The sequence below is a fragment of the Dictyobacter sp. Z7_2 genome (assembly GCF_057551105.1).
The window spans coordinates 33421-54491 of sequence record NZ_BAAJPE010000002.1 but is presented as its reverse complement, the minus strand read 5'-3'; the positions used below and the strand labels follow the sequence as shown (position 1 = coordinate 54491).

Annotated in this window: 22 protein-coding genes and 3 pseudogenes; 7 read left to right on the top strand and 18 right to left on the bottom strand. The window is 47.0% G+C overall.

Annotated elements, in window-relative coordinates; translation table 11 throughout:
• Nucleotides 1-86: 86 nt before the first annotated feature.
• The 13 genes from AC27N8_RS13885 to AC27N8_RS13825 all read right to left on the bottom strand — a co-directional run bounded on the left by AC27N8_RS13885 (nt 87) and on the right by AC27N8_RS13825 (nt 10765).
• On the bottom strand, nt 87-1424 hold the full coding sequence (locus tag AC27N8_RS13885; RefSeq protein ID WP_487067972.1) for a 3-oxoacid CoA-transferase: 1338 nt from the start codon (nt 1422-1424) through the stop codon (nt 87-89).
• Between the two features lie 12 nt (nt 1425-1436).
• Entirely contained in the window at nt 1437-2693 is a 1257-nt protein-coding gene (locus AC27N8_RS13880) for a thiolase family protein (RefSeq protein ID WP_487067971.1), read from the bottom strand.
• A gap of 9 nt (nt 2694-2702) precedes the next feature.
• Complete coding sequence (gene pcaB / locus AC27N8_RS13875; RefSeq protein ID WP_487067970.1) at nt 2703-4025, bottom strand: 3-carboxy-cis,cis-muconate cycloisomerase; 1323 nt, start codon at nt 4023-4025, stop codon at nt 2703-2705.
• Entirely contained in the window at nt 4022-4603 is a 582-nt protein-coding gene (gene pcaG / locus AC27N8_RS13870; protein WP_487067969.1) for a protocatechuate 3,4-dioxygenase subunit alpha, read from the bottom strand. Before pcaG ends, pcaB begins: the two co-directional genes overlap by 4 nt.
• A 44-nt stretch (nt 4604-4647) precedes the next feature.
• Nucleotides 4648-5370 carry a protocatechuate 3,4-dioxygenase subunit beta gene (gene pcaH / locus AC27N8_RS13865; protein WP_487067968.1) on the bottom strand — a complete coding sequence of 241 codons (723 nt, stop codon included), beginning with the start codon at nt 5368-5370 and terminating at the stop codon, nt 4648-4650.
• Nucleotides 5367-5756 (bottom strand): 4-carboxymuconolactone decarboxylase, encoded by a 390-nt coding sequence (pcaC, locus tag AC27N8_RS13860; protein WP_487067967.1) that lies wholly within the window; start codon nt 5754-5756, stop codon nt 5367-5369. Before pcaC ends, pcaH begins: the two co-directional genes overlap by 4 nt.
• 10 nt (nt 5757-5766) lie before the next feature.
• Nucleotides 5767-6555: a 3-oxoadipate enol-lactonase gene (gene pcaD, locus AC27N8_RS13855; protein WP_487067966.1), complete on the bottom strand. Its 789-nt coding sequence runs from the start codon at nt 6553-6555 to the stop codon at nt 5767-5769.
• A gap of 3 nt (nt 6556-6558) precedes the next feature.
• Nucleotides 6559-7740 carry a 4-hydroxybenzoate 3-monooxygenase gene (gene pobA / locus AC27N8_RS13850; protein ID WP_487067965.1) on the bottom strand — a complete coding sequence of 394 codons (1182 nt, stop codon included), beginning with the start codon at nt 7738-7740 and terminating at the stop codon, nt 6559-6561.
• A 103-nt stretch (nt 7741-7843) separates the two neighbouring features.
• On the bottom strand, nt 7844-8374 hold the full coding sequence (locus AC27N8_RS13845) for an acyl-CoA thioesterase (protein ID WP_487067964.1): 531 nt from the start codon (nt 8372-8374) through the stop codon (nt 7844-7846).
• A gap of 144 nt (nt 8375-8518) precedes the next feature.
• A complete protein-coding gene (locus tag AC27N8_RS13840) occupies nt 8519-8971 on the bottom strand; it encodes an FAS1-like dehydratase domain-containing protein (protein ID WP_487067963.1) in 453 nt (150 codons plus the stop codon).
• 172 nt (nt 8972-9143) lie between these two features.
• Nucleotides 9144-9902, bottom strand: coding sequence for an SDR family oxidoreductase (locus AC27N8_RS13835; protein ID WP_487067962.1), 759 nt, complete (start codon nt 9900-9902; stop codon nt 9144-9146).
• Between the two features lie 113 nt (nt 9903-10015).
• The gene (locus AC27N8_RS13830) at nt 10016-10270 is read right to left on the bottom strand and encodes a hypothetical protein (protein WP_487067961.1); all 255 of its coding nucleotides are present in this window, start codon (nt 10268-10270) and stop codon (nt 10016-10018) included.
• Between the two features lie 204 nt (nt 10271-10474).
• Nucleotides 10475-10765, bottom strand: coding sequence for a hypothetical protein (locus tag AC27N8_RS13825; protein WP_487074836.1), 291 nt, complete (start codon nt 10763-10765; stop codon nt 10475-10477).
• Between AC27N8_RS13825 and AC27N8_RS13820 the strand changes: the two are divergent.
• Nucleotides 10740-12357, top strand: a pseudogene (locus AC27N8_RS13820) (glycosyl hydrolase family 28-related protein); the annotation flags it as partial. The gene AC27N8_RS13825 and the pseudogene AC27N8_RS13820 sit on opposite strands and share 26 nt — an antisense overlap.
• Before the next feature lie 209 nt (nt 12358-12566).
• Here AC27N8_RS13820 and AC27N8_RS13815 read toward each other — a convergent pair.
• The 4 genes and pseudogenes from AC27N8_RS13815 to AC27N8_RS13800 form a co-directional block, all read right to left on the bottom strand.
• Nucleotides 12567-13205, bottom strand: a pseudogene (locus tag AC27N8_RS13815) (IS3 family transposase); the annotation flags it as partial.
• Nucleotides 13206-13276: 71 nt separating this feature from the next.
• Nucleotides 13277-13618, bottom strand: coding sequence for a hypothetical protein (locus AC27N8_RS13810; RefSeq protein ID WP_487067848.1), 342 nt, complete (start codon nt 13616-13618; stop codon nt 13277-13279).
• Between the two features lie 755 nt (nt 13619-14373).
• Complete coding sequence (locus tag AC27N8_RS13805; protein ID WP_487067850.1) at nt 14374-14652, bottom strand: hypothetical protein; 279 nt, start codon at nt 14650-14652, stop codon at nt 14374-14376.
• Between the two features lie 57 nt (nt 14653-14709).
• On the bottom strand, nt 14710-15453 hold the full coding sequence (locus tag AC27N8_RS13800; protein WP_487067852.1) for a peptidoglycan-binding domain-containing protein: 744 nt from the start codon (nt 15451-15453) through the stop codon (nt 14710-14712).
• Nucleotides 15454-16243: 790 nt separating this feature from the next.
• Between AC27N8_RS13800 and AC27N8_RS13795 the strand changes: the two genes are divergently transcribed.
• The 6 genes and pseudogenes from AC27N8_RS13795 to AC27N8_RS13770 all read left to right on the top strand — a co-directional run bounded on the left by AC27N8_RS13795 (nt 16244) and on the right by AC27N8_RS13770 (nt 20192).
• The gene (locus AC27N8_RS13795; RefSeq protein WP_487067854.1) at nt 16244-17569 is read left to right on the top strand and encodes a hypothetical protein; all 1326 of its coding nucleotides are present in this window, start codon (nt 16244-16246) and stop codon (nt 17567-17569) included.
• A 153-nt stretch (nt 17570-17722) separates the two neighbouring features.
• Nucleotides 17723-17845: a hypothetical protein gene (locus AC27N8_RS13790; protein ID WP_487067856.1), complete on the top strand. Its 123-nt coding sequence runs from the start codon at nt 17723-17725 to the stop codon at nt 17843-17845.
• A gap of 15 nt (nt 17846-17860) precedes the next feature.
• Nucleotides 17861-18049 (top strand): annotated as a pseudogene (locus AC27N8_RS13785) (transposase); the annotation flags it as partial.
• 51 nt (nt 18050-18100) lie between these two features.
• Nucleotides 18101-19378, top strand: coding sequence for a transposase (locus tag AC27N8_RS13780; protein ID WP_487074694.1), 1278 nt, complete (start codon nt 18101-18103; stop codon nt 19376-19378).
• Between the two features lie 196 nt (nt 19379-19574).
• Entirely contained in the window at nt 19575-19820 is a 246-nt protein-coding gene (locus tag AC27N8_RS13775; RefSeq protein WP_487062711.1) for a hypothetical protein, read from the top strand.
• A 246-nt stretch (nt 19821-20066) separates the two neighbouring features.
• Nucleotides 20067-20192 (top strand): hypothetical protein, encoded by a 126-nt coding sequence (locus AC27N8_RS13770; RefSeq protein WP_487062709.1) that lies wholly within the window; start codon nt 20067-20069, stop codon nt 20190-20192.
• A 75-nt stretch (nt 20193-20267) separates the two neighbouring features.
• On the opposite strand, the gene AC27N8_RS13765 is transcribed toward AC27N8_RS13770, so the two are convergent.
• Nucleotides 20268-21023 carry an aminoglycoside adenylyltransferase domain-containing protein gene (locus AC27N8_RS13765; RefSeq protein WP_487062707.1) on the bottom strand — a complete coding sequence of 252 codons (756 nt, stop codon included), beginning with the start codon at nt 21021-21023 and terminating at the stop codon, nt 20268-20270.
• Between the last annotated feature and the right edge of the window lie 48 nt (nt 21024-21071).

The window sequence follows — 21071 nt, the reverse complement described above, 5'->3', positions numbered from 1 at the left end:
TAGAAACTTGAAAAGGAAGAGTTGGAGTCTCAAGCACTTCTAAACTTTTGTCGCATGCATAAAAGTTTAGAAGTACCTGGTATCTATTATATAACGAAGTTTGCAGTGGTTTTCGCACGTACTTCGTCGATTGATGATTCTGGCATGATTTCGCGCAGCCTGAGTTGTCCTTCAAAAAATGCGAAAACGGCTAATTCGGTAATGATGATATCGACAGCACCTAGAGCAGTGAGGGGTAGGGTGCACTCTGGAACTATTTTAGCCTTGCCGTTATTTTCAGTGTGTGTCATGGTAACGATCAGCTTACGTGCTCCAGTTGCCAGGTCCATGGCGCCGCCAACTCCAAGAAGAGGCTTGCCGGGTACTGCCCAGTTGGCGAGGTTGGCTTTTTCGTCCACCTGTAAGCCACCCATAATTGCAACGTCAATGTGTCCACCACGGATCATTGCAAATGAATCAGCGCTGTCAAAATAGCTGGTTCCTGGTACTGCTGTAACCGGGATTTTTCCAGCATTGACAGGATAATCCATGGCGCCGCCGGCTTTAGGGGCTGGACCGATACCAAGCATGCCATTTTCAGTATGGAGAATAATACCATCGTCTGGCGTCATCAGATCGGCTACCAGCGTTGGGATACCAATTCCCAGATTGACGACATCTCCCCGTTTAAGCTCTGCGAGTGCGTATCGTGCCATATTGATCCGGACCTGATCGATACGTTTGCTATTATCACCAATAGACGAAGATGATCCCAGATCCTCAAATGTCGTATGTGCTTGAACTAGATAATCTATATAGATGCCAGGTGTATGGATTTGATTGGGGTCAAGTTGGCCAACTGGTACGATGTTTTCCACTTCTGCGATTACGATGTCTGCTGCCATTACCATTGCTCTGTTGAAATTTTGCTCTGTCATACGATAGACGAGGTTGCCAGAGGTGTCAGCTGTCCATGCACGAATAAAGGCAATGTTTGCATGTAAGGCTGGAACAAAAACATGAGGCTGACCGTTGATTACTTTGGTGTCGCTGTTGGCGGCAATGATTGTGCCATAGGATGTGGGAGTGTAGAAACCACCAATGCCGGCTCCCCCAGCGCGAATGGCTTCAGCCAGTGAGCCCTGAGGCAATAACTGAAAATCGATTGCGCCAGACTGAGCAGCCGCAACGGCTTCAGGGTTACTGGTGAAAAATGATCCGATCGTTTTTTTGATTTGCCCGTTGCGTAATAGACGGCCGCCTCCTAATCCGGGCTCACCTACATTATTGCCTATATAGGTCAGATTTTTCGTAGGAGTTTCCGCCAGTGCGTGAAGTAGATGTATTGGGTTACCTGTCATACCAAAGCCGCCAGCCATCAGGGTATTACCGTCTTTGACCAGTGCAGCGGCTTCAATAGCTGTAATTTGTGGGACTTGCTTCATGATATTTAATCCTTAAGGTACCAGTTCGATGAGCGTTGCTTCTCCCTGTCCAACGCCGACGCAGAGCGTTGCGAGTCCATAATGCATATGCTGACCCCTGGCGACACGGCGATGCATTTCATAGATTAATGTTGTCAGTATTCGTGCTCCTGAACAACCTAGAGGGTGTCCAAGAGCGATAGCCCCTCCGTTGACATTGGTGATCTCTTCACTTAAACCGAGCTCGTGAAGTACCGCTAGCGATTGTACTGCGAAGGCTTCATTGAGCTCTGCGAGATTAATATCCTCTAGCGTGAGGTTGTTACGCTTTAGGACTTTACGCGTGGCGTAGATTGGTCCAAGACCCATTGTACGAGGATTAACGCCAGCGGCTGCGGAACCAAGCCAACGTGCTAATGGTTTGATGCCTAGCTCATCTGCTTTGTCACTGGACATTAAAACTAATGCGCATGCCCCATCATTGAGACCACTGGAATTACCTGCTGTGACACTGCCACCTTCACGAAACGCAGGACGTAATTTGCTGAGCTTTTCCATGTTGGTCGTTATTTCATATCCATGTTCAGCTTTGCGATAAAATGGTTGTTCATCGATATCAACAATAATCGGGTCTCCTTTGCGTTGTGTAATAGTGACGGGTATGACTTCACGCTTGAAATAACCGTTGTTGATGGCTTCTATCGCACGACGATGACTTTGTAGCGCAAAGCGGTCCTGATCCTCACGAGAGATTGTTCCACTTTCAAGCTGACCTTTGTTACTCATCTCAAAGATGTTTTCGGCAGTTTCTCCCATCGCCTCAAGTGGAAAGAGTGCTTTCATCGCCGGGTTTGGATAACGCCAACCAAGTGATGTATCCCATCCGGTGATATTTCCAGCGGCTGTCTTGGGAAGTGAGTAAGGGGCACGCGTCATACTTTCTACGCCGCCCGCTACAAAAATGTCCCCCTCTCCACATTTGATTGCTCTAGCGGCCTGGTTAACAGCGTTGAGCCCACTGGCACAGAGACGATTGATGGTGACTCCAGCAACCTCTTGAGGGAGTCCGGCAAGCAATGCTCCCATACGTGCTACATTACGATTATCTTCACCTGCTTGATTAGCACATCCCATGTAGACTTCTTCTATCCATGTGGGATCAATACCTGCACGATTGACAGCCTCCTTGATGACCAAAGCAGCTAGATCATCCGGACGTACATCACTCAATGCACCTCGGATACGTCCGATGGGGGTTCTAACTGCGCTCACGATAACAACTTCGTTCATAGTTTGTTTTTACTTTCTAGCTTCATCGATGACACGATCGATAAAGCTATTGGCTAATCCTATATAACTGGCTTCATTTCTTAGCTCATCCCAATTAATTGGCGCATTTATCTTTTCTCGAACGATATCAACAAGATGTCGATTGTCTTTGATGGCTATCCGGCTGGCTTCCTTAATCACTTGCTTGGCTTGAATACGTCCGATGTGAGGCGCAAGCGCCAGGTCAAGGGCTTCTGCAAGCATGAGACCATGAGATGCTGCGATGTTTGCTCTCATCTTAGCCTGGTCAACCACAAGATGTTCACTCAGGAAGATTGCTTTGCTGAGTGCATTAGCTGTTAAGACGATCATTTGTGGGAGATTGAGCCATTCTATCTGCCATCCTCCTGTAGCTCGTTCGTGTTCTTGAATCAATGCCTGATGCATAGCGGAAAGCAGGGCCGCATTCGTTCGCGCTGTGGCTACGATGACTTCGCTGATGATGGGATTGCCTTTTTGCGGCATTGTACTGGAGCCTCCTCGGGCTGGGTCATCAGATTCTTGTAGCTCTGCAATTTCAGATTGAGCCAGGAGAATGATATCCTGAGCCATTTTGGCCAGACAGCCTGTCAATAATGATAACCAATTCGCGAGTTCTACCAGGGTATCACGTTGGGTATGCCATGGCATGAGGGGTAGGTTGAGATCAAGTTCATGTGCCATCGCTTGCTGTACTTGTAACCCTTGGCCCTCGATTGAGGCTAGAGTCCCTACTGCTCCACCAAGTTGTAGGACCAGTAGGCGCGGCTTTAACTGTTTCAGGCGTTGTCTCTGCCTGAGAAAAGGAGTTAACCAACCAGCTACCTTGAAGCCAAATGAGATTGGTAGAGCTTGCTGCGAATGAGTACGCCCAGCCATAAGGGTCGTACGATGCTGGTCTGCGAGCTGAGCTAACTGCTGAATGAGATGTTCGATCTGTCTTTCGAGGAGTTCAAGTGCGGTGCGAAGCTGTAACACGAGCGCGGTGTCCATGATATCTTGTGATGTTGCACCCCAGTGAACATATGATGCGGATCTGGTATCAACTATTTCTCTGAGTTGCTGTACGAGGTCGATGACAGGGATACCAGATCGATCGGTGCCGATTCGTAGGCGTTCCATGTCGACATGAAGCTGTGAGGCTCCTCGTTGAATATGTTGAGCGGCTTGCGTCGGAATTATTTGTAGCTTTGATTGTACCTGTGCCAGTGTTGTTTCAATATGGAGCATGTTTCGGATGAATTGTTCATCCGAAAATATGGCAGCCATATCTGCGTCACCAAGCAGGGATGCAAATGCATGTGAGTTTATCATAATTGTGGATCAAAAAAGACGGTTTCATTATCGTTTTGCATTACAATGTCGAAACGATAAGTTGGTTGACCTATGGACGATTCAAGCTGAGCAATAAGTGTGGCTCGACGCTCGGGTTCTATGAGATTCAAAATTGGATCAGTTACGTTGGCTGACTGTTCATCAGAAAAATAAAGACGAGTGTAAGCATGTATAAGCATGCCTCGTGAGAAGATGCGGATATTAATATGTGGAGCTTGTTGTTGCTCTTTATCATAAACAACAGCTCCAGGCTTGATAGTTTGAAAGGTAAACTGTCCATTATTTACAGTATCGGCACGTCCGAAGCCTTTGAATTGTGGGTCTGCCAGCATATTGTTCGGATCGGCAGGATGATAAAAATATCCTCTGGCATCGGCTTGCCAGATTTCTATCAATGCGTCCGTGATTGGTTGACCTGCTCCATCACGTACTTGACCTTTGATCAGGATACGTTGACCATTTGTATAGTCGTTTATAAGCACGTTCATATCAGGTTGGGTGATGAGTCCATAGTGGAAAAATGGGCCGACTGTTTGACTGGGTGATTGCTGTGACATAATAGTCTCCTTTGCCCTTATGTGAAGAACGTTTGTTGAGTATACTATGCTTCCCTTGTTTCAAAAGGCGTCATGCTACTTCCATTGAGGATAATATCGAAGCGATAGCCTAGTGCCCATTCAGGTTGGGTGATGTCGTGAGCATATTTAGAAATGAGAAGCTTACGACCATTTTCGTCAGGGATGCTGTTGTAGATTGGATCAAGCTCTAATAATGGATCACTAGGAAAGTACATTTGTGTGACCAGACGTGAGATAAAGGCCGTGCCGAAGATCGAGAAATGGATGTGCGCTGGACGCCAGGCATTGTTGTGATTGCGCCAGGGATAGGCGCCTGGTTTAATCGTGGTAAAACGATATTCTCCTCGTTCGTCAGAGAGAACACATCCTGCCCCACGGAAATTTGGATCCAGGGGGGCGTCATGTTGGTCAACGTTGTGGATATAGCGCCCGCAAGAATTGGCTTGCCAGATTTCAATTAAGGCGTTCGGCACCGGGCGGTTGTTTTCGTCCAGGACATGTCCCGTGACAATGATGCGTTCTCCGATGGGTTCACCGTTGACAACCGCATTTTTTGTTAGATCGTTGTCTAGCGGTTGTAATGTGTGATGTCCGTAGACAGGCCCTGTAAGTTCAGATAAGGTTTGCGGTGTTGCAATGAGTGGCCTGCGAGGGGCACGCAGGGTCGTGGAGGTATATCCTTCAAACAAATATGGAGGTTGTATTTTCCAATCCAATGATGTTAGCGGCTGTTTTTTTTCTCTCATGATGTTTGCTCCTTATGGTCTTCTGCATAGACTTGTTTGGCAATTCTAAACGCTGTGTTGGCAGCCGGGACGCCTGCGTAAATAGCCACTTGTAAGAGTGCTTCTTTGAGTTGCTCAGGAGTCACACTAGTGTTTTTGGTTGCGCGGATGTGTAGCGCTAATTCATGCTCTTTGCCCAGGGCGGCTAACATGGTAATGGTTAACAGGTGACGCGTTTGCCGATCTAGTCCCGGGCGCGCCCAGATATTTCCCCATGCAGTCTCGGTGATAAAACGTTGAAAATCCGCATCGAAATCGGTAATGTTGCCCTCTGCTTTGTCTACATGAGCATCTCCAAGTACTTCACGACGTACATGCATTCCAATATTAAAAATGTCTTCAGGCATAGCGGCTCCTTTAAGGGGTGCTTGATAAAAATTGTTTGATGTAGTCAACTACTATTTGCGGTTGTTCAATGCATGGTAGGTGTCCTGCTCCTGCGATTAACTGGAAATGGCTACGAGGTAGTATGTTTGCTGTAGCACGTACAAGATCAGGTGGTGTCGAAGTGTCTTTGCTCCCACATAGGACTAATGTGTTTATTTGTACTGCTGGAGTTAGTAATGTAAGGTCAGCGTCGCGGATTGCTTTGCATGTACCTACATAACCTTCGATGGTTGTACGGGTAAGCATATTGCGATAACCACGATATGCAGCCGGTTGCAGGTGCAGAAATGATGGAGCGAACCAACGTGCTAGAATACTATCTGCGAGATATTCCCACCCCTGCTGGTAAAGTGTCTGAATACGCTCATTCCACATGCTTTCTGTGCCAATTTTTGTGGCTGTGTCGCATAATATGAGGGTTTTGACTCTGGTTGGATGTAGCGTGGCGAAATCAAGCGCGATCATTCCTCCGACGGAAATGCCAACGAGAATAGCTTGATCGATGTGTAAATAGTCAAGGAGCCCAATAAGATCGCGGGTATGTGTGCGGAGGCTGTAGGGAACGAGAGGACTGTCAGATAAACCATGCCCACGTTTGTCATAGCATACGGTTGAGTATGATGATGTAAAACTCGGAATTATAGCGTCCCAGATGCGTAGATCAGTTCCCAGAGAATTGATGAAGATCAAGGGAACGCCATTCCTGGCACCTTCTTGTTTGTAGTGGAGGACGATTTCATTGATTGATGCAAAGTACATAACTCACTCGAAATTCTCAAAAGGTAAACCCACATAGTTTTCAGCTATAGTTGTGCGTCCAGCATGTGATCCTGTCAGGTAATCGAGCTCAGCGACCTGTAAGCGGTAGCTGAGTGGATCGTCGCTAAATCTGTGCATTAATGTTGTGTACCACCAGGAGAAACGGACAGCTTTCCAAACTCTATGCAGGCAGGTCTCAGAGTAGCGGTCAAGTAAATCGGTGCGTTGCTCCCTGTAGTAAACTGTCAATGCTCGCGAGAGATAGAAGATGTCTGAGGCTGCCAGGTTGAGTCCCTTGGCTCCGGTAGGTGGTACAACATGGGCAGCATCTCCAGCCAGAAAGAGGTTTCCAAAGCGCATGGGCTCTGTAATGAAACTGCGTAAAGGAGTAATACTCATCTCCAAACGTGGCCCAGTAACTATTTTTTCAGCGATCTCCGGGGGGAGCCGTCGCCGCAATTCATCCCAAAATGCGGTGTCACTCCAATTATCGATGTTGTCGTTTAGATCACATTGAATATAATAGCGGCTGCGTGTATGAGAACGCATACTACAGAGCGCAAAACCACGTTTGTGATTTGCATATATTAGTTCGTGATCGACGGGAGGAGTATCTGCAAGGATGCCAAGCCATCCGAAAGGGTACATTTTTTCAAAAGTCTGTATTTTAGAGGTTGGTATGCTGATACGTGAGATACCATGATAACCGTCACAACCAGCAACGAAATCGCAAATGAGCTCTTTACGTTCTCCATCCTTTGTATAAAGGATATGTGATTTGCCATCAGAATGTTCCTCTATGGCAAGTGCAGGAGTTTCAAATTCGATAATTCCTCCTGAACGGAGTCGAGCATCGATGAGATCACGGGTTACTTCGGTCTGGCCATAGACCATCACTGCGCTGCCACCTGTCAGCTCAAACATATTGATCCGTTCGCGTCGACCAGCAAAGGTAAGTGAGAAGCCTTCATGGATGAGTCCCTCTTGATCCATCCTTGTATTTACTTGTGCGTCACGCAGAAGATTGACTGTTCCTTGCTCTAATACGCCGGCACGAATGCGTGCTTCGACATATGCTCTGCTCTGACGTTCGAGAATCACGGTTTCAATGCCGTTCAAGTATAAGAGTTGTGCGAGTAAAAGGCCAGATGGACCTGCCCCAATAATGCCAACTTGAGTTCTCATTGTTTCTCCTGTTTAAAAATTGTTTGCACAGACGACTCTGTTTACTGTGCAGCCAGTGACTCTTTAAATCGAAGATACGCAGAAGCCCCTTGAATAGGTGATACTAAAACGTTCTTTGCTCCATTTGTTCGAAGGCGTTCCGCAATGATTGTGGGACTGGATGGGAACGACCAGTATAATAATTACTCCAGACCATGACGACATGTCCTGTGGCGAAGATCCGTGTATGATTATCAATCGCTCGGATCACGTGTTCAATGACGATGCTGGAGCGCCCTATTTTGGAGACACGTATTCCTACTTCGGTCTGGTCAGACCTGACGAGTGGAAGCTCATATGTACACGTCGCTTCTTTTACAAGAATGCCATAATGACGACCTCGTGGGTCTGTGCGAATACGTGGGTTGGGTGTTTCGCTTTCACCATCATTGATGGCAGCTGCTTCATCATCATCTGGCAGCTGATGCTCTTTTCCAGCGGGCCATTGTTTTAACCAGGGAGTGAGTTGATTAAAATAATGACTTCGTGCCTCTTCAAAATAGATAAAATAGACGCTGTTATTCACGTGTGCGAGAGGATCTAAATCACGAAAGCGAATTTGTAATGGATACCAACAATGATACGTCTCATTCATGGAAAAAAGAAGCCTTTCTGTCGCAACAATGAGATTTCACTATTTTATTATACCCATTTTTTAGGAGAAGTGTATGTTTTATTAGCAAGCATGCGTTGCCTACGTATGCCTAAACCTTTTTAAGATTGCTTGTCCGTATAATTTTCAAATGCGAACGATAAGTGTCGCTTTGACATTAAGAACTAGCTGATCATGGTGGTTACGATAGCGCGTTTCCATGGTGATGATATCCATTGAGAAGCCGTTGCTTGCGGGTCGTGTTTTTCCATCAGTAATAGTGGTGATACCCGTTAGCACATCGCCAGGATAGATTGGAGCTAGATATTCATATTCTTCTTCGCCATGAAGGATACGTCGGACATCAATGCCAAGGCTTGCTGCCGGGTTTTCTCGAGGCTCTGTATGCCAAAAGTTAAATAAAGTTGGCGTGGTTGGTGAGAGTGGTACGTCTTGCAATCCCGCTACCTGTGCCGCCTCACGGCTGTGGTAGATAGGGTTTGGATCTCCAATTGCTGTTGTGAGTTCGTCGATTTTATTGCGATGCACCTCGGTTTTAAATGGGGCAAAACTCTGACCGATCTTGCTTGTGTCAAACATGGGTTTTCTCCTCTGTATCATAGGTATTTGTCTTTAGGCAGTATTGGATAGCTATGTCTATAAATAAGTGTTTGAGCGTTAAATGTGCCTATCGCTAGTAGATTCAAGGAATCAGGTGGAGATAATAGTCTCAACTGAGAGCAGAGCATATTATCTCCAATGACGTATTGTGCTAACGTGGTCCACCTGCAACGTAGATAATTTGTCCGCTTACGTAGCTGGCTTCTTCCGAGGCAAGGAAACAGATGGCGTTTGCAACATCACGTGGCTGTCCAACACGTCTGACCGGAATGATCTTTGATGCTGCGTCAATTTGGTCTTGAGGATCCAAACCTTGTCGTCGAGCGGTAGCACGGGTCATTTCAGTGTCAATAAAGCCAGGAGCGACTGCGTTGGCGGTAATTCCGAAAGGTCCTAGTTCAAGGGCCAGGGTGCGTGTCAAGCCCTGAAGCCCTGCCTTTGCTGTGGAGTAGTTACTCTGGCCACGGTTACCTAATGCTGAGGTTGACGAAAGTGAAACAATACGACCGTATCTTTGTTTGACCATATGTGCCTGTGCTGCACGGCTACAGAGAAATGCTCCGCGTAAATGGACATTCATAACAGTGTCCCAGTCATCTTCGGACATTTTGAAGAGGAGGTTATCACGTAGGACTCCAGCATTGTTGACAAGGATATCGAGTTTTCCAAATGTATCTACGGTTTGCTGAATAGCTGTTTGTACGTTTTCATTGTCGGCGACATTGCAGGAGAGAACTAATCCCTGCATGTGCAGTTTTTCTATTTCAGCAGCTACCTGCTTGCATCCTTCAGTATCGATGTCTGCGAGAGCAATGCGTGCTCCTTCTTCGGCTAAACGGATGGCCGTAGCTGCGCCAATACCTCTGCCTGCGCCAGTAATAAAAGCGACGCGTCCGTCGAATCTTCCCATGATAGTTATGACCTTTCTTCTTTTGATGTTGTATGATGATTATCAAATTTTACTTTTAAATGGAAAAGTTTTCTTTGTACAAAAAGCGAACGGGTTTCTTTACCATCTTCTGTTCAGTCAAGATTTTTAATCTTGGTGAGAATAAATTGCCGTATCTCTTGCTGGAGGGTCGAAATATCTTTATAAATGATGATGAGGACTTTTAACTCATGATTTAGCACGGTATAGCGTTTATGTATGAGGATATTGGAGTGCTCAGGAGAATGACTGATATGAAGGTTTTGCTCAAAAGTAGCAAGGTGCCCCACTATCTTATTCTTACAATGTGCAAGTAGAAAGTCTTCTTTATGTGTAGCTGTATCACTCATAAGCGTATAACATCCTTCATTGAACGTTAGACAGTGCTCTATTTGGACCAACTTGTGTCAATATATCATAGCTTTGATTGACTAGTCAATTGAGAGTATGAGCAAGGGAAAAAATAAGTGGGCTTCTTACTGCTGGTTCTGTCAGAAGTTTGATAATCTCTCTGCAGACAGGGTTACCTGTACAAAAATTGTACACACAGAGCCTCAATTGTTACTGATATCTCTATAAAAGAACAGGCTGATTATTAAGCAATAAATAAGACTCAATGATGAAAAGCATTGCTCGGCCATTGTCTTGCCTTGGTGGTAAAGAAGCGTGCGGTCTGTGTGCGCTGAAGAAGATGCTGTTTGTCCTCTTTTATCCACGTCAACGTCAGAGAGAGAAAATAAGAGGATGATGCCTTTTTCATGGAGGTTTCTCATGGGTATCACATCAAGGGCCGGATTTTTTCTCAATCGAGGACGATCGATGCAAAAATGCAGCTGTATGCTCATTGTATTTCTCCTTGTTCTCACGAGTGCTGTGACAATCTTCGGTCGTAGTCTTTTTTCCCAACATGTAAAAGCCCAAGCTTCTCCGCACGTGACTGTCGCCGCAATTGATCCATCACTCGTTGCAGGACGTGGTGCTCAGCTTGGTCTCGTTGAGCAGGAGGCTGAGAATGCCACAACGAATGGGACGATACTCCCGTTTGATACGTCGGCTTATACGTTGTCGAGTGAGGCATCAGGTTGGCAAGCGGTGCGGCTGGTACCGGGCCAGTATATCTTGTTTACACTCACGCAGCGAATGAATGCGATGACGATCGTTACGCGCTTCCAGATGCACCAACTGGTGGCGGAATCGACGCTCCGTTGAGCATAAGCGTGGGCCACAGCGGTAGTGAGAACAAGCTCCCACAGATGATCACGCTGACCTCGAAGTACTCATGGCTCTATAACCAATATTCGTTCACGAACGATCCAAATGCAGACTTGCTACATCCTGACTGGTGGATCACCGAGTGCACGTGCGTTCCATCTTCTACGATACCGTCGCTGAGCGGAACGAAACCGTTCCGTCCAATGCACTTCTATGATGAGCAGCGTTTGTCTCTCAATAATACCTATCAGGCAGGAGACGTTGTCAGGCTGACGATGCCTGCCCATTCACATGCAGCATGGACGGTCATCGACCTTGTCGACTTTCAGGAGATCGCCAGTCCGGCGCCGCAGCCGAAGCATTCAGTCTCCGTGACGTCTTTCGGTGCTGATCCGAGCGGCAGGGGCGACTCTGGCAATGCCTATGATCTCACAATTCGGATAGCGAAAGCCTTGGGGATGACCGTCTATATCCCGGCTGGCACGTTGCAGGTGAACAGGCATATCATGGTCGATGATAGCACTATCGAAGGTGCTGGCAACTGGTGGTCGATTACAAAGGGCATCAGGTTACACTCTCCTCAGCGGCCTCAGATGGCACTGTGCACGCAGGCGTTGGCTTCTAGGGCAAAAGTGCAGCTGATGGTGGGAGTCATACTGTGCATTTGTCGAACTTTGCCATTGAGGGTGACGTCCGTGAGCGCATTGACACCGATCAGGTGAATGGTATTGGCGGGGCTTTGAACAACACGACGATCAATGGGCTCTATATCCATCACACGAAAGTTGGCATCTGGCTTGATGGGCCGATAAACAACGTGGCGATTAAGAACCCGGTTATTGCAGATCAGATCGCAGATGGCATTAATTTTCACCAGGGAGTGACAAAATCGAGCGTCATAAATTCGCTCATTCGCAATACGGGCGATGATGCACTCGCGATGTGGTTGGAGGCAGTCACTGGTCAGCCTGAAATTGAGGACGCTAATAACGTGTTCGACCATAACACGGTGCAGAACCCGATATTCGCGAATGGGATTGCTATCTATGGTGGTCGCGACAATACTGTTTCGAACGATATCGTTGCCGACTCTGTGCGTGAGGGCAGCGGTCTTCATGCAGGATCGCGCTTCGGCTCGACTCTGTTTGCTGGCTATCTCCGATTCACGAACAATACGACCGTCCGGGCTGGCTCATTCGAGCTCAATTGGAAGATTGGCCTGGGAGTGTAAAATTCATAAATAAATGAGGGGAGTGTTGAGTCAGTGAGTGAGGTGTGGGTGGGATGTATGACGGTGGAGAAAAGTGAGGTGTGGGTTGGAAGGAATGTGAGGTCAAAGCTGTTGAGAAGCGGGAGTGAGGCTGCAGGCAAAGCGTGGCTAAAGAGGGAATGTGAGATGGAAGTGACCTGCTAAGATGGAGAGACAAAAGATGGTTAGCTCATCGGTTGATCGTTTTCTCGCTCAAATGTGACCGGACTGACGTAGGAGAGCGTGGAATGAAGTCGGATTGAGTTGTAAAAACATTCTACGTATTCAAAAACCGCTTGGCGTGCTTGACGTCGTGTCTGAAAAGAGGATCGATAGATACACTCTTTTTTCAATGGTGCAAAGAAAGACTCCATCGCAGCGTTATCCCATGCGTTCCCGGTCCGACTCATACGCACCTGAATTCCTTCCCCGGCCAAACATGCTTGATAGCCCAGGCTGGTATATTCGCTGCCCCGATCCCAATGATGCAACAGGGGAAAACAGTCACTTTCAGGATGCCGCCGGGCTAAAGCCATACGGAGCGCCATCGTCACCAGCGCCTCGTCCTCAGTCGCGGCCATCGCCCAGCCCACGACGCGACGTGCGAACAGATCGAGGACAACCGCAAGATAGAGCCATCCTTCCTGGGTCGAGATCATGGTGCAATCGGTGACCCACTTCGTATTGGGTGCCAATGCACTGAAATCACGATCCAACAGATTGGGTGCAAAGCGGGCCGTTGGATCGCTCGTGGTGCTCATAGAACGACGGGACCTTTTGGGCAAGGCAGAAAGCCCCAGCGATTGCATCAAGTGCACCACCCGTTTGCGTCCTAGACTTTAACCACGAGGAGAGATTTTCTTTGATTACCCTCAACCTCAATCGTGTTAACACATTAGTTTGACCCTGCAGTGCATTCGACCGTACCAGAGTCTCTCCCATCCGAATTCTGAACATTCCACTGGGTTTTGGGGCCAGTGATAATTTTGAGGGTTAGACGATATGTTTCGGTTACAGCCGTGATATTATGGTTGATGACAACCTGAGCACCGCCGTCGTAAGATGTGCCTGGCCCTATACTCGCAGGTGGAATGATCAACTGCTGATGTGCAATATAATTGGTTTGGGTCATATCGGATTGAGGAGTGTCTTCTGCTCCTTCCCAGGAATTTAGGAGACCTTGACTGAAAACCACAGCAGTTTTGCCAGAGATACTGCTCACTACTACCGTTTCCACACACAATTGCTCATGTTGTTGAGCATACTCGTTTAGGACAAACCCAACATCTGGGTGATTTTGCCGTAAGACTCCTACTTGGCCGAAGTACAGCACTGCCGACAAATTTTGTCCCGAGGGTTGCTGTATAGTAAGTGGTATCATAATCAGGGGACTAGTCTGTGTAGTTGTAGGAGTCGGAGAGTTAGATGTAGGCAATAAAGATGTAGTAGAGTTTTGAAAATTATATTGTTGAGCATTTACTAGGATACGAATTTGAGGGACAAGAGGACAATTATAACTCCCAAAATGAGGGATATTCCTATTATCTGTCCAAATCGACGTTTGTTCTTGTCATATGTAGGTTGAAGAAGTTGAGTTGTTTGGGAAGGGTTGGGTGGTAGTGGGTTTACCTGGAAATGAGCGTAAATAAAGGACCCCGCAGTAAAGATAGTCCCTATAGCAGTTGCAATATAACTTAATACTGGAATAGAGATAGATGCTATTGTAATAGTAGTGGCAAGAATAACCAATGCGATGACACAACCACCAGAAGCCCAAGGTGATATTCCACGCCGATTTCTCATCTCGTCGTCCCTCGCAGCAAAGCAAGTTTTCAATAAAAGGGTCCCACATTGCGATAGTATACACACTATAGTAAATGAATATAGTATAGAAACTCAAAAGCTGCATTGAATGTGAGTGAAGGGAAGCGAGCAGAGGAAACATCTAAGAACCACACCGAGGAGTGTCGAGACAGGCGTGACAAAGTGCTCTTACCGTATATGATGACCGAAAATGATATCAACGCGATTATGACCCAAGCACCAACTCACAGCCAGAGCGACATGATAATCCAAGTCCTCTGTATGAAGACGACCTGTTACCAGTGGCAACACCTGGCCAGACAGATGCTCATAGAGCTCTTGCGCAAATTGCCGGCGATAGCTATGAATGTCCAGCAAGCTCGATAGGCGAGAAAAGACTGGCGCATCCGGTGCTTTGCCTGCCACTTGCGAGAAGACCGCCTCTTCTCGGCCAGGAAAGACTGGCACTTCCCGCCTTTCCCATTCACAACCACAACCATCAGTACTACAGATAAAACTCAGATTTTACACGACTGTCTCGCGCCAATGCAGGAGATAAACCTGTGCCGATGGAAAGAGAGAGTCAAGGGGGTTATCACCATTTACATGTGACTGATACCAAGGCTCATCATTTGCATACGGGACATGGGGATCGCCTGTTCGTTCAGCGATTGTCGGTCCATCGCCGCTCATCCCTACAACGATGGACATATGCACAATACGAGCTTCCGTTCCATACCACAGATAATAGATCAAATCGCCAGGTCTAGCCATAAGCGCCGAAGTGGGATCGTACAGATTAAGCGGAATAATGCTTGCCCATCCTTGGCCAACAATGTAATTCTTCAGTTCTGTAGCGTTATTCCATTGCAGTGAAGACTTACCACTATTGACATACAAATCGACAGCATCAGTATCAAGATACCAACTACCACTGTAAGGTAATCCTCCATGCGCTAACGCATTTGAGGCAAACTCGGTGCATGGATCGTGGGGGTGCTGATCACGATATTCTGTCACATTTTGCTTTGCCCAAATTGCTGCTACATTTGGGTTAAAAGATGGCGGGTAATTGGCTGGGGTACCATGTGGTGGTAGAGGAAAAATTAAGTCATTGACATCTCGAAGCGTTGTGGCCGTTTTGGATCCCACCACTCCATCTGTTTCTAACCCGTATAGTCGCTGGAAGTTTATTGTTGCCTGACGGGTCAGAGGACCAAAATCTCCATCTACACTTAGCCCCCCCAGTTCTCTCTGTAGCAATTCCACACATGCTCCGTGCGAGCCCTGCGTCAACACTGGACACCCCGGAAACGAGCCTGAAGCAGCCATTGCTGTGGTAGGTGCAATGTTCTGCCTTACTAAAATTAACACTAGACAAATGATGATAGCTCCAACACCTGCTCGCCAAATTTTTTGCATTTTGCGCTCCAATCTGATAGTCTGCTAGACGTAAGAATACTCGACTTGCTTCTGAACATCTTAGAAAAGACGGTTGTTTAGCCTTGCCAAGTCTCGTTGCAACAACATAATATCGCTTGTAACTGATGACGCTGGCAAGGGCGAAACAGCCATGGATATGCCGATTAGTACGACTATCAACGGTAAACAGTACCAATATACAATTGTAGGTCTATCCATTTTGAAGTCCCGTACCATATAAATTTCCCTTTCACGAACTTGAGAGCATTTTCCAAATTCAAATGTTTTCATATGTGATTACAATTATTGCTGGTAAAATACTATTTTGCGTTTATTCTATATTTTTGCACATAATTCAAATAAAAATTTATTTAACATTAAATATCCCTAAAACCTCTTTTATTATTGATTAATCTTCATTTCTAAGCCTATATCTTGATACTGTAGTAGCTTGTTATTCTTAATGCGTTATAAAGCTTGGCTACAAACGTTAAAAATATAGATTAGATGAGATAGGATACCTGAAATTCAGGTGCCATAAAGAATATACAGCAGGAAATCTATTTCAGGGGAGCTATATGTGATTCTTTTTGTGAACTTCTGTGAGATAATTTGTGAGCTTTTGTGAGGATCTGTGATGGCGAATTTGAAAGTATTTCGTGAAACAGTTTGGGGGTATATTCATCAACTCCCTGGGAAAAGCCGAACTCGTATGACTCTTACTGATTTTGCCAAGATAGTAGGTATTGGTCGAGAAAATCTCACTAGAAAATTGAATGGATCCGCAAATATAAATACGTCAGATGTACATGATATTACCAATGTCTTTATAAAGAAAAAAATAATTACCAAAAGAGAACAAGTGCAAGAACTCCTTAAATTAGTAGATATGGACTTAGAATCTTGCTTTCCAGGTGGATGGAAAAATCCAGATATAGATTGTTTAGAATATAGTGATGTAGCGATTACTCATCAATCACCAAGCCAGCCATTACCTACTTCCTCAAACGAGACTTTCATAAAGATACAACAATCTGAGCCGCTGCTCACACCTATCGATTTAGCTAACGCTCAGGGGGAAAGTCCATCGCAGCCTCAGCCTGAGAAGCTTCGCGAAACCCTCGGATTTTTGGGTTTTCAAACCACTATTTGGCGGAGGTACAAATGGTGGTTCACAGGGGGAACTCTTCTTTGCCTCTGTATTCTCGTATTTGCATTGGTTACTACATGGGTTGGGAATCAGAGTATAACTTCTAAACCATCTCTGACTATTTCCACCTTGACACCTGCCCGGCTAACAACCATCACTCCAACCTATCACGATACCTTGATAAATGCACAGTCTTTACACTGGCAAGTGCCTCCAAGATCGGAGAAGATCCGAAGTTGCAACTTTACACCAAAAGGGTTGCAAGCCATTGATCGATCTTCTTGGCCATTAGGCATATGCTTTGAACAGATGTTGCCACTATTTGCACCACAAGACCAGTTTGCAATTCAGGCAGTAGTGACCTTCTCTTCTGTAAATGATCCGTCAATTCCTCATAGCGTGGGTATTGTTTTTGGAGCTTCAGATATTTCTGACACAGCATCAATGAAGCGTTTACGCATTGGCAGTGATGGCACCTACGATCTTTTTATACAACATGAAAACCATACAGGTCGCCTTAGCATATGTACAAATGTGAATAGTCCACAAGCACAGAGTACATTATCTAATAACTCTAATGATCCTACCAATCCTTTTATTCATCAAGGAATAGGAAAGAGTTCAATGAATATTATTACTATCGTGATTATCAAATCATTGATTTCAGTTTATATAAATGGTCATAAGCTTATAACCGTTTGTGACCAAGTTCCCAATACTGGATACATTGGGCTCTTTAGTGCCTCGCCGAATTTAAATGAGGTGACTGAGGGAGATTTTACAGATTTTACATTGTGGACAAAATTTTCGTAGTAGGTATGCCACTGTATAGATTGTCGTTTGTCGAATAATGGGTCTGGCACACTTTAGACACTGTTGGGAAACCCTCCAACCTTCCCATCGTATGTGCTAGGATAAGAAACGAAGAAGGAGTCTGAGCAATTACATGCAAGAAGGAGCAGGAAGATGACCTTACATCCTCAAAACGAGTGTTCGATCCCGGAAGAAACTGCTCGTGTGGCTCGTGCAGCCTATCCCAAAGGGAATCTGTCTATGAAGGTGCGTGATACCTTGGGAACCATGTACTAGGACGAAGCCTTTGCTCATGTGTTTCCACAAAATGGACGCCCTGTCGAGGCTCCCTGGCGGTTGGCATTCATTACCATCGTGCAATTCATCGAAGGATTGCCTGATCGACAGGCGGCAGACGCGGTACGCGGGAGAATCGATTTGAAGTATGCCCTGGGCTTAGAACTCACAGATTCCGACTTTGACTTTACTATCCTCTCTGATTTTCGCAAACGTCTGGTGGAAGGAAAGGCCGAACACGTGCTGTTGGATGCAATGTTATGTTTATTTAAGGAGCGTGACTGGCTCAAGGAACGCCAACGTCAGCGCAGTGACTCGACTCATGTGCTCGCAACAGTGCGTGCGCTCAATCGACTCATGTGTGTCGGCGAGGCTATGTGCTTTGCTCTCAACAGCATTGCCGTTGTTGCTGGGGGGGGGCTGCTCACCCACAGTGACCTTGAATGGGTTGATCGCTATGGACATCGAATTGAGGAGACCTATCTCCCACGTGGTCAGCAGGAACGCGAGTCGGTTGCTGACCTCATCGGTCGGGATGGCTTGAGTTTGCTCACCGATGTCTCTGCTGCCGATGCTCCTCTCTTCTTGCGCGAGATCCCAGCAGTGCAGGTCTTACGCTGCATCTGGCTGCAAAACTACGTCTGGGTCGAGGGCCATCTTCACTGGCGCAGTAACGAAGATCTTCCTGCAGAGAAGCTCTTTATCAACTCGCCCTATGATCAAGAGGCCCGCTATGGCAAAAAACGAGAGACACGCTGGACGGGCTACAAAGTTCACATCACCGAGACGTGCGAGAAAGACGCTCCTCATCTGATTACGCATGTAGCAACGACCATCGCTGCTACCACCGACGAGGCGCTCATAGAAATGATCCATGTAGACCTTCAGCACGCAGGTCTCACCCCTCGTCAACATGTGCTTGGTTCAGGCTATATTACCGCACCAATTCTCGTCAGTAGTCAGCAACAACATGGCATTGAAGGAATTGGGCCTGCTCGAGGCGATGTGAAATGGCAAGCGAAGACGGAGCGTGGCATTGATGCTAGTCAATGTGGTATCGATTGGCAACATCAGTATGCCACCTGCCCCGAGGGGCAGCGCAGTATCAATTGGACTCCAGCCATCGACGATCGGAAGAACGAGGTGATCAAAATCAAGTTTTCCTCCACCGATTGTGGTCATTGCTCTCGCCAGCTTGACTGTATCCGCTTGGCAAACAAGTACAAGCGGCGCACCCTCACGATCCGACCACAAGCCCAACATGAAGCGCTTCAAGCCGCTCGCCGCCGACAAAAGACGCCAGCTTTTGCCAAAGAGTATGCTCTGCGAGAAGGTATCGAGGCAACTATTTCCCAAGGAGTTCGTGCTTTCGGTATGCGTCGCTCCCGTTATAGAGGTGTTGCAAAAACACATTTGCAACACCTTGGGATTGCTGCTGCGATAAACATGATGGGTGTGGAAGCATGGCTCGATGGGGATGAATTAGCTCCCACACGTGTCTCGACCTTCCAAAGGCTTTACAATGCAGCTTAATGTCATTTGACTTGATATCTGGCGTAGTTGCCAGAAAATATGCCATGAATTTTCTGACTTCGAGCAACCAATCACTGCCGTTGGGAGCCTCGGTGGGAAGAGCCGAGTGACGCGCAGGTATATCGGATCATCAGGGAGATGAAAGCCTCGCTGTTGACGTTGGCCCACGCGGGTGCAGGGGCGTATCGTGAGGAGTATGATCTGTTGTATCGGCGAGAGGCGAGCAGATCCGAACGCGATCTGGCAGGCGGATCATTGTCTGTTGCCGATGTGGGTGAAAGACGGTCAAGGGAAGACCCAGAGGCCGTGGTTGACGGTGATCGAGGATGAGAAGAGTCGAGCAGTGGCAGGCTACAGACTCTCGTGGTCGGCGCCGAGTGCGATCCAGACGGCGCTGACGTGGCGGCAAGCGTGTGGAAGACGCGCAGTGGCTGTGGATTGAGGAATTGCAGTAGAGCGAGACAGACTTTGCAGAAGAGCGAGAGGAAAGAGGGGCGTGGGGAGGGTTGCTCTAAGCGAAGTCACAAGCTCATCTATTGGAGGGGGTGAGAGGGCGGGCGGCTGAGCGGGTTATTTTTCTCGTCATACTAGAAAAGAAGGGGAGAGTGGAAGGAGTGAAAGGCTCCTTTTTTGTGGTAGTGTGAGCATAGGTTCAAGATGGGGGTGGATATGTGTAGGATGGGTGAGCATGGTAGGAGAGAGGGAAGGGGCGTCGTTGCAGGAGTTGGCCGCTGCCATGGTGGAAGACCTCGACGAGAGGCCAGAGGTAGATATCCAGACACCATCCCGCGTTGTGTGTAAAGGCAAACCATAAACGAACAAGCAGAGTTTCAAAAGCGATGCGCTTGTCTCCAGAAGTTGAGCAGATTTACATGTTGCACCGTTCAAGTTAGGCTTGGCTGATCATGAATTGGGCAAATGTAATCGTTTCAGCTTGCGCTGCAAGACTATCCGCTTTATCCGACGAGCCGTGCCATTGAGTCGCCTGTTGAATAAGCTCAGCCCATTGCGGATACTCTTGTGCAGCCCATGACGCACCCTTAAACTTTGATACCTGCTTTCCGAACCGTATCGCATACAAGCCGCGACACAAGGAGAGAATCACGTATGATTGGTAGCCCACCCAGCGTGCTTCCTTTGCTAGGCCTAGCCAAGACGAGAACTCGCCCTTAATGGAGGTAACAAACTCATCCTCAGTTATAGTCGGAATGAATGTCTTGGGCGAAGGGCCTTCTATCGTCAAACCCTGCTCCTGCACCATATACCAGTCCATGAGCCACTGAATGTCCATGTCACGGTAGTGGAGATATTCACCTGGACTGACACGAGCGATTCTCACTGTACTTGTCTTAAAGGCTCGCATCGCTTCAACATCAACGTAGGCTACCTCTATTCGATCGTGCCAAGCGGGATGCTTCTGGACAAAGTCTTCGTGCATGGCTTTTAAATCGTGTAGCTCGTCGTCCGTGACATCACTTTCAACGATAGCTAGTAGGTCAATATCACTGGTTTTTGAATCGAAGTCGCCACCAACCAGTGAGCCGAACAAGTAAAAGCCGCGTAACCTTTCGCCAAGAGCGATTTTAATAGAAGTGTGCAGCTCGCTAATAAGCTGATCTACTTCGGGATAATGAGTTTTAGACATAATCTACCTTTCAATTGATGTTTAGACAAAAATAAGCTCAGACAATCT

What these genes read in the sequence shown, in the direction of transcription:
- AC27N8_RS13770 (WP_487062709.1), top strand. Translation starts at nt 20,067, where the DNA reads ATGGTAGGAGAGAGGGAAGGGGCGTCGTTGCAGGAGTTGGCCGCTGCC.
- pobA (WP_487067965.1), bottom strand. Translation starts at nt 7,740, where the DNA reads ATGAGAACTCAAGTTGGCATTATTGGGGCAGGTCCATCTGGCCTTTTA.
- AC27N8_RS13840 (WP_487067963.1), bottom strand. Translation starts at nt 8,971, where the DNA reads ATGTTTGACACAAGCAAGATCGGTCAGAGTTTTGCCCCATTTAAAACC.
- pcaH (WP_487067968.1), bottom strand. Translation starts at nt 5,370, where the DNA reads ATGAGAGAAAAAAAACAGCCGCTAACATCATTGGATTGGAAAATACAA.
- AC27N8_RS13775 (WP_487062711.1), top strand. Translation starts at nt 19,575, where the DNA reads ATGATCTGTTGTATCGGCGAGAGGCGAGCAGATCCGAACGCGATCTGG.
- pcaB (WP_487067970.1), bottom strand. Translation starts at nt 4,025, where the DNA reads ATGATAAACTCACATGCATTTGCATCCCTGCTTGGTGACGCAGATATG.
- AC27N8_RS13765 (WP_487062707.1), bottom strand. Translation starts at nt 21,023, where the DNA reads ATGTCTAAAACTCATTATCCCGAAGTAGATCAGCTTATTAGCGAGCTG.
- AC27N8_RS13780 (WP_487074694.1), top strand. Translation starts at nt 18,101, where the DNA reads ATGTTATGTTTATTTAAGGAGCGTGACTGGCTCAAGGAACGCCAACGT.
- AC27N8_RS13880 (WP_487067971.1), bottom strand. Translation starts at nt 2,693, where the DNA reads ATGAACGAAGTTGTTATCGTGAGCGCAGTTAGAACCCCCATCGGACGT.
- AC27N8_RS13795 (WP_487067854.1), top strand. Translation starts at nt 16,244, where the DNA reads ATGGCGAATTTGAAAGTATTTCGTGAAACAGTTTGGGGGTATATTCAT.
- pcaG (WP_487067969.1), bottom strand. Translation starts at nt 4,603, where the DNA reads ATGTCACAGCAATCACCCAGTCAAACAGTCGGCCCATTTTTCCACTAT.
- AC27N8_RS13835 (WP_487067962.1), bottom strand. Translation starts at nt 9,902, where the DNA reads ATGGGAAGATTCGACGGACGCGTCGCTTTTATTACTGGCGCAGGCAGA.
- pcaC (WP_487067967.1), bottom strand. Translation starts at nt 5,756, where the DNA reads ATGCCTGAAGACATTTTTAATATTGGAATGCATGTACGTCGTGAAGTA.
- AC27N8_RS13885 (WP_487067972.1), bottom strand. Translation starts at nt 1,424, where the DNA reads ATGAAGCAAGTCCCACAAATTACAGCTATTGAAGCCGCTGCACTGGTC.
- AC27N8_RS13825 (WP_487074836.1), bottom strand. Translation starts at nt 10,765, where the DNA reads ATGAGCATACAGCTGCATTTTTGCATCGATCGTCCTCGATTGAGAAAA.
- AC27N8_RS13790 (WP_487067856.1), top strand. Translation starts at nt 17,723, where the DNA reads ATGACCTTACATCCTCAAAACGAGTGTTCGATCCCGGAAGAAACTGCT.
- AC27N8_RS13830 (WP_487067961.1), bottom strand. Translation starts at nt 10,270, where the DNA reads ATGAGTGATACAGCTACACATAAAGAAGACTTTCTACTTGCACATTGT.
- pcaD (WP_487067966.1), bottom strand. Translation starts at nt 6,555, where the DNA reads ATGTACTTTGCATCAATCAATGAAATCGTCCTCCACTACAAACAAGAA.
- AC27N8_RS13845 (WP_487067964.1), bottom strand. Translation starts at nt 8,374, where the DNA reads ATGAATGAGACGTATCATTGTTGGTATCCATTACAAATTCGCTTTCGT.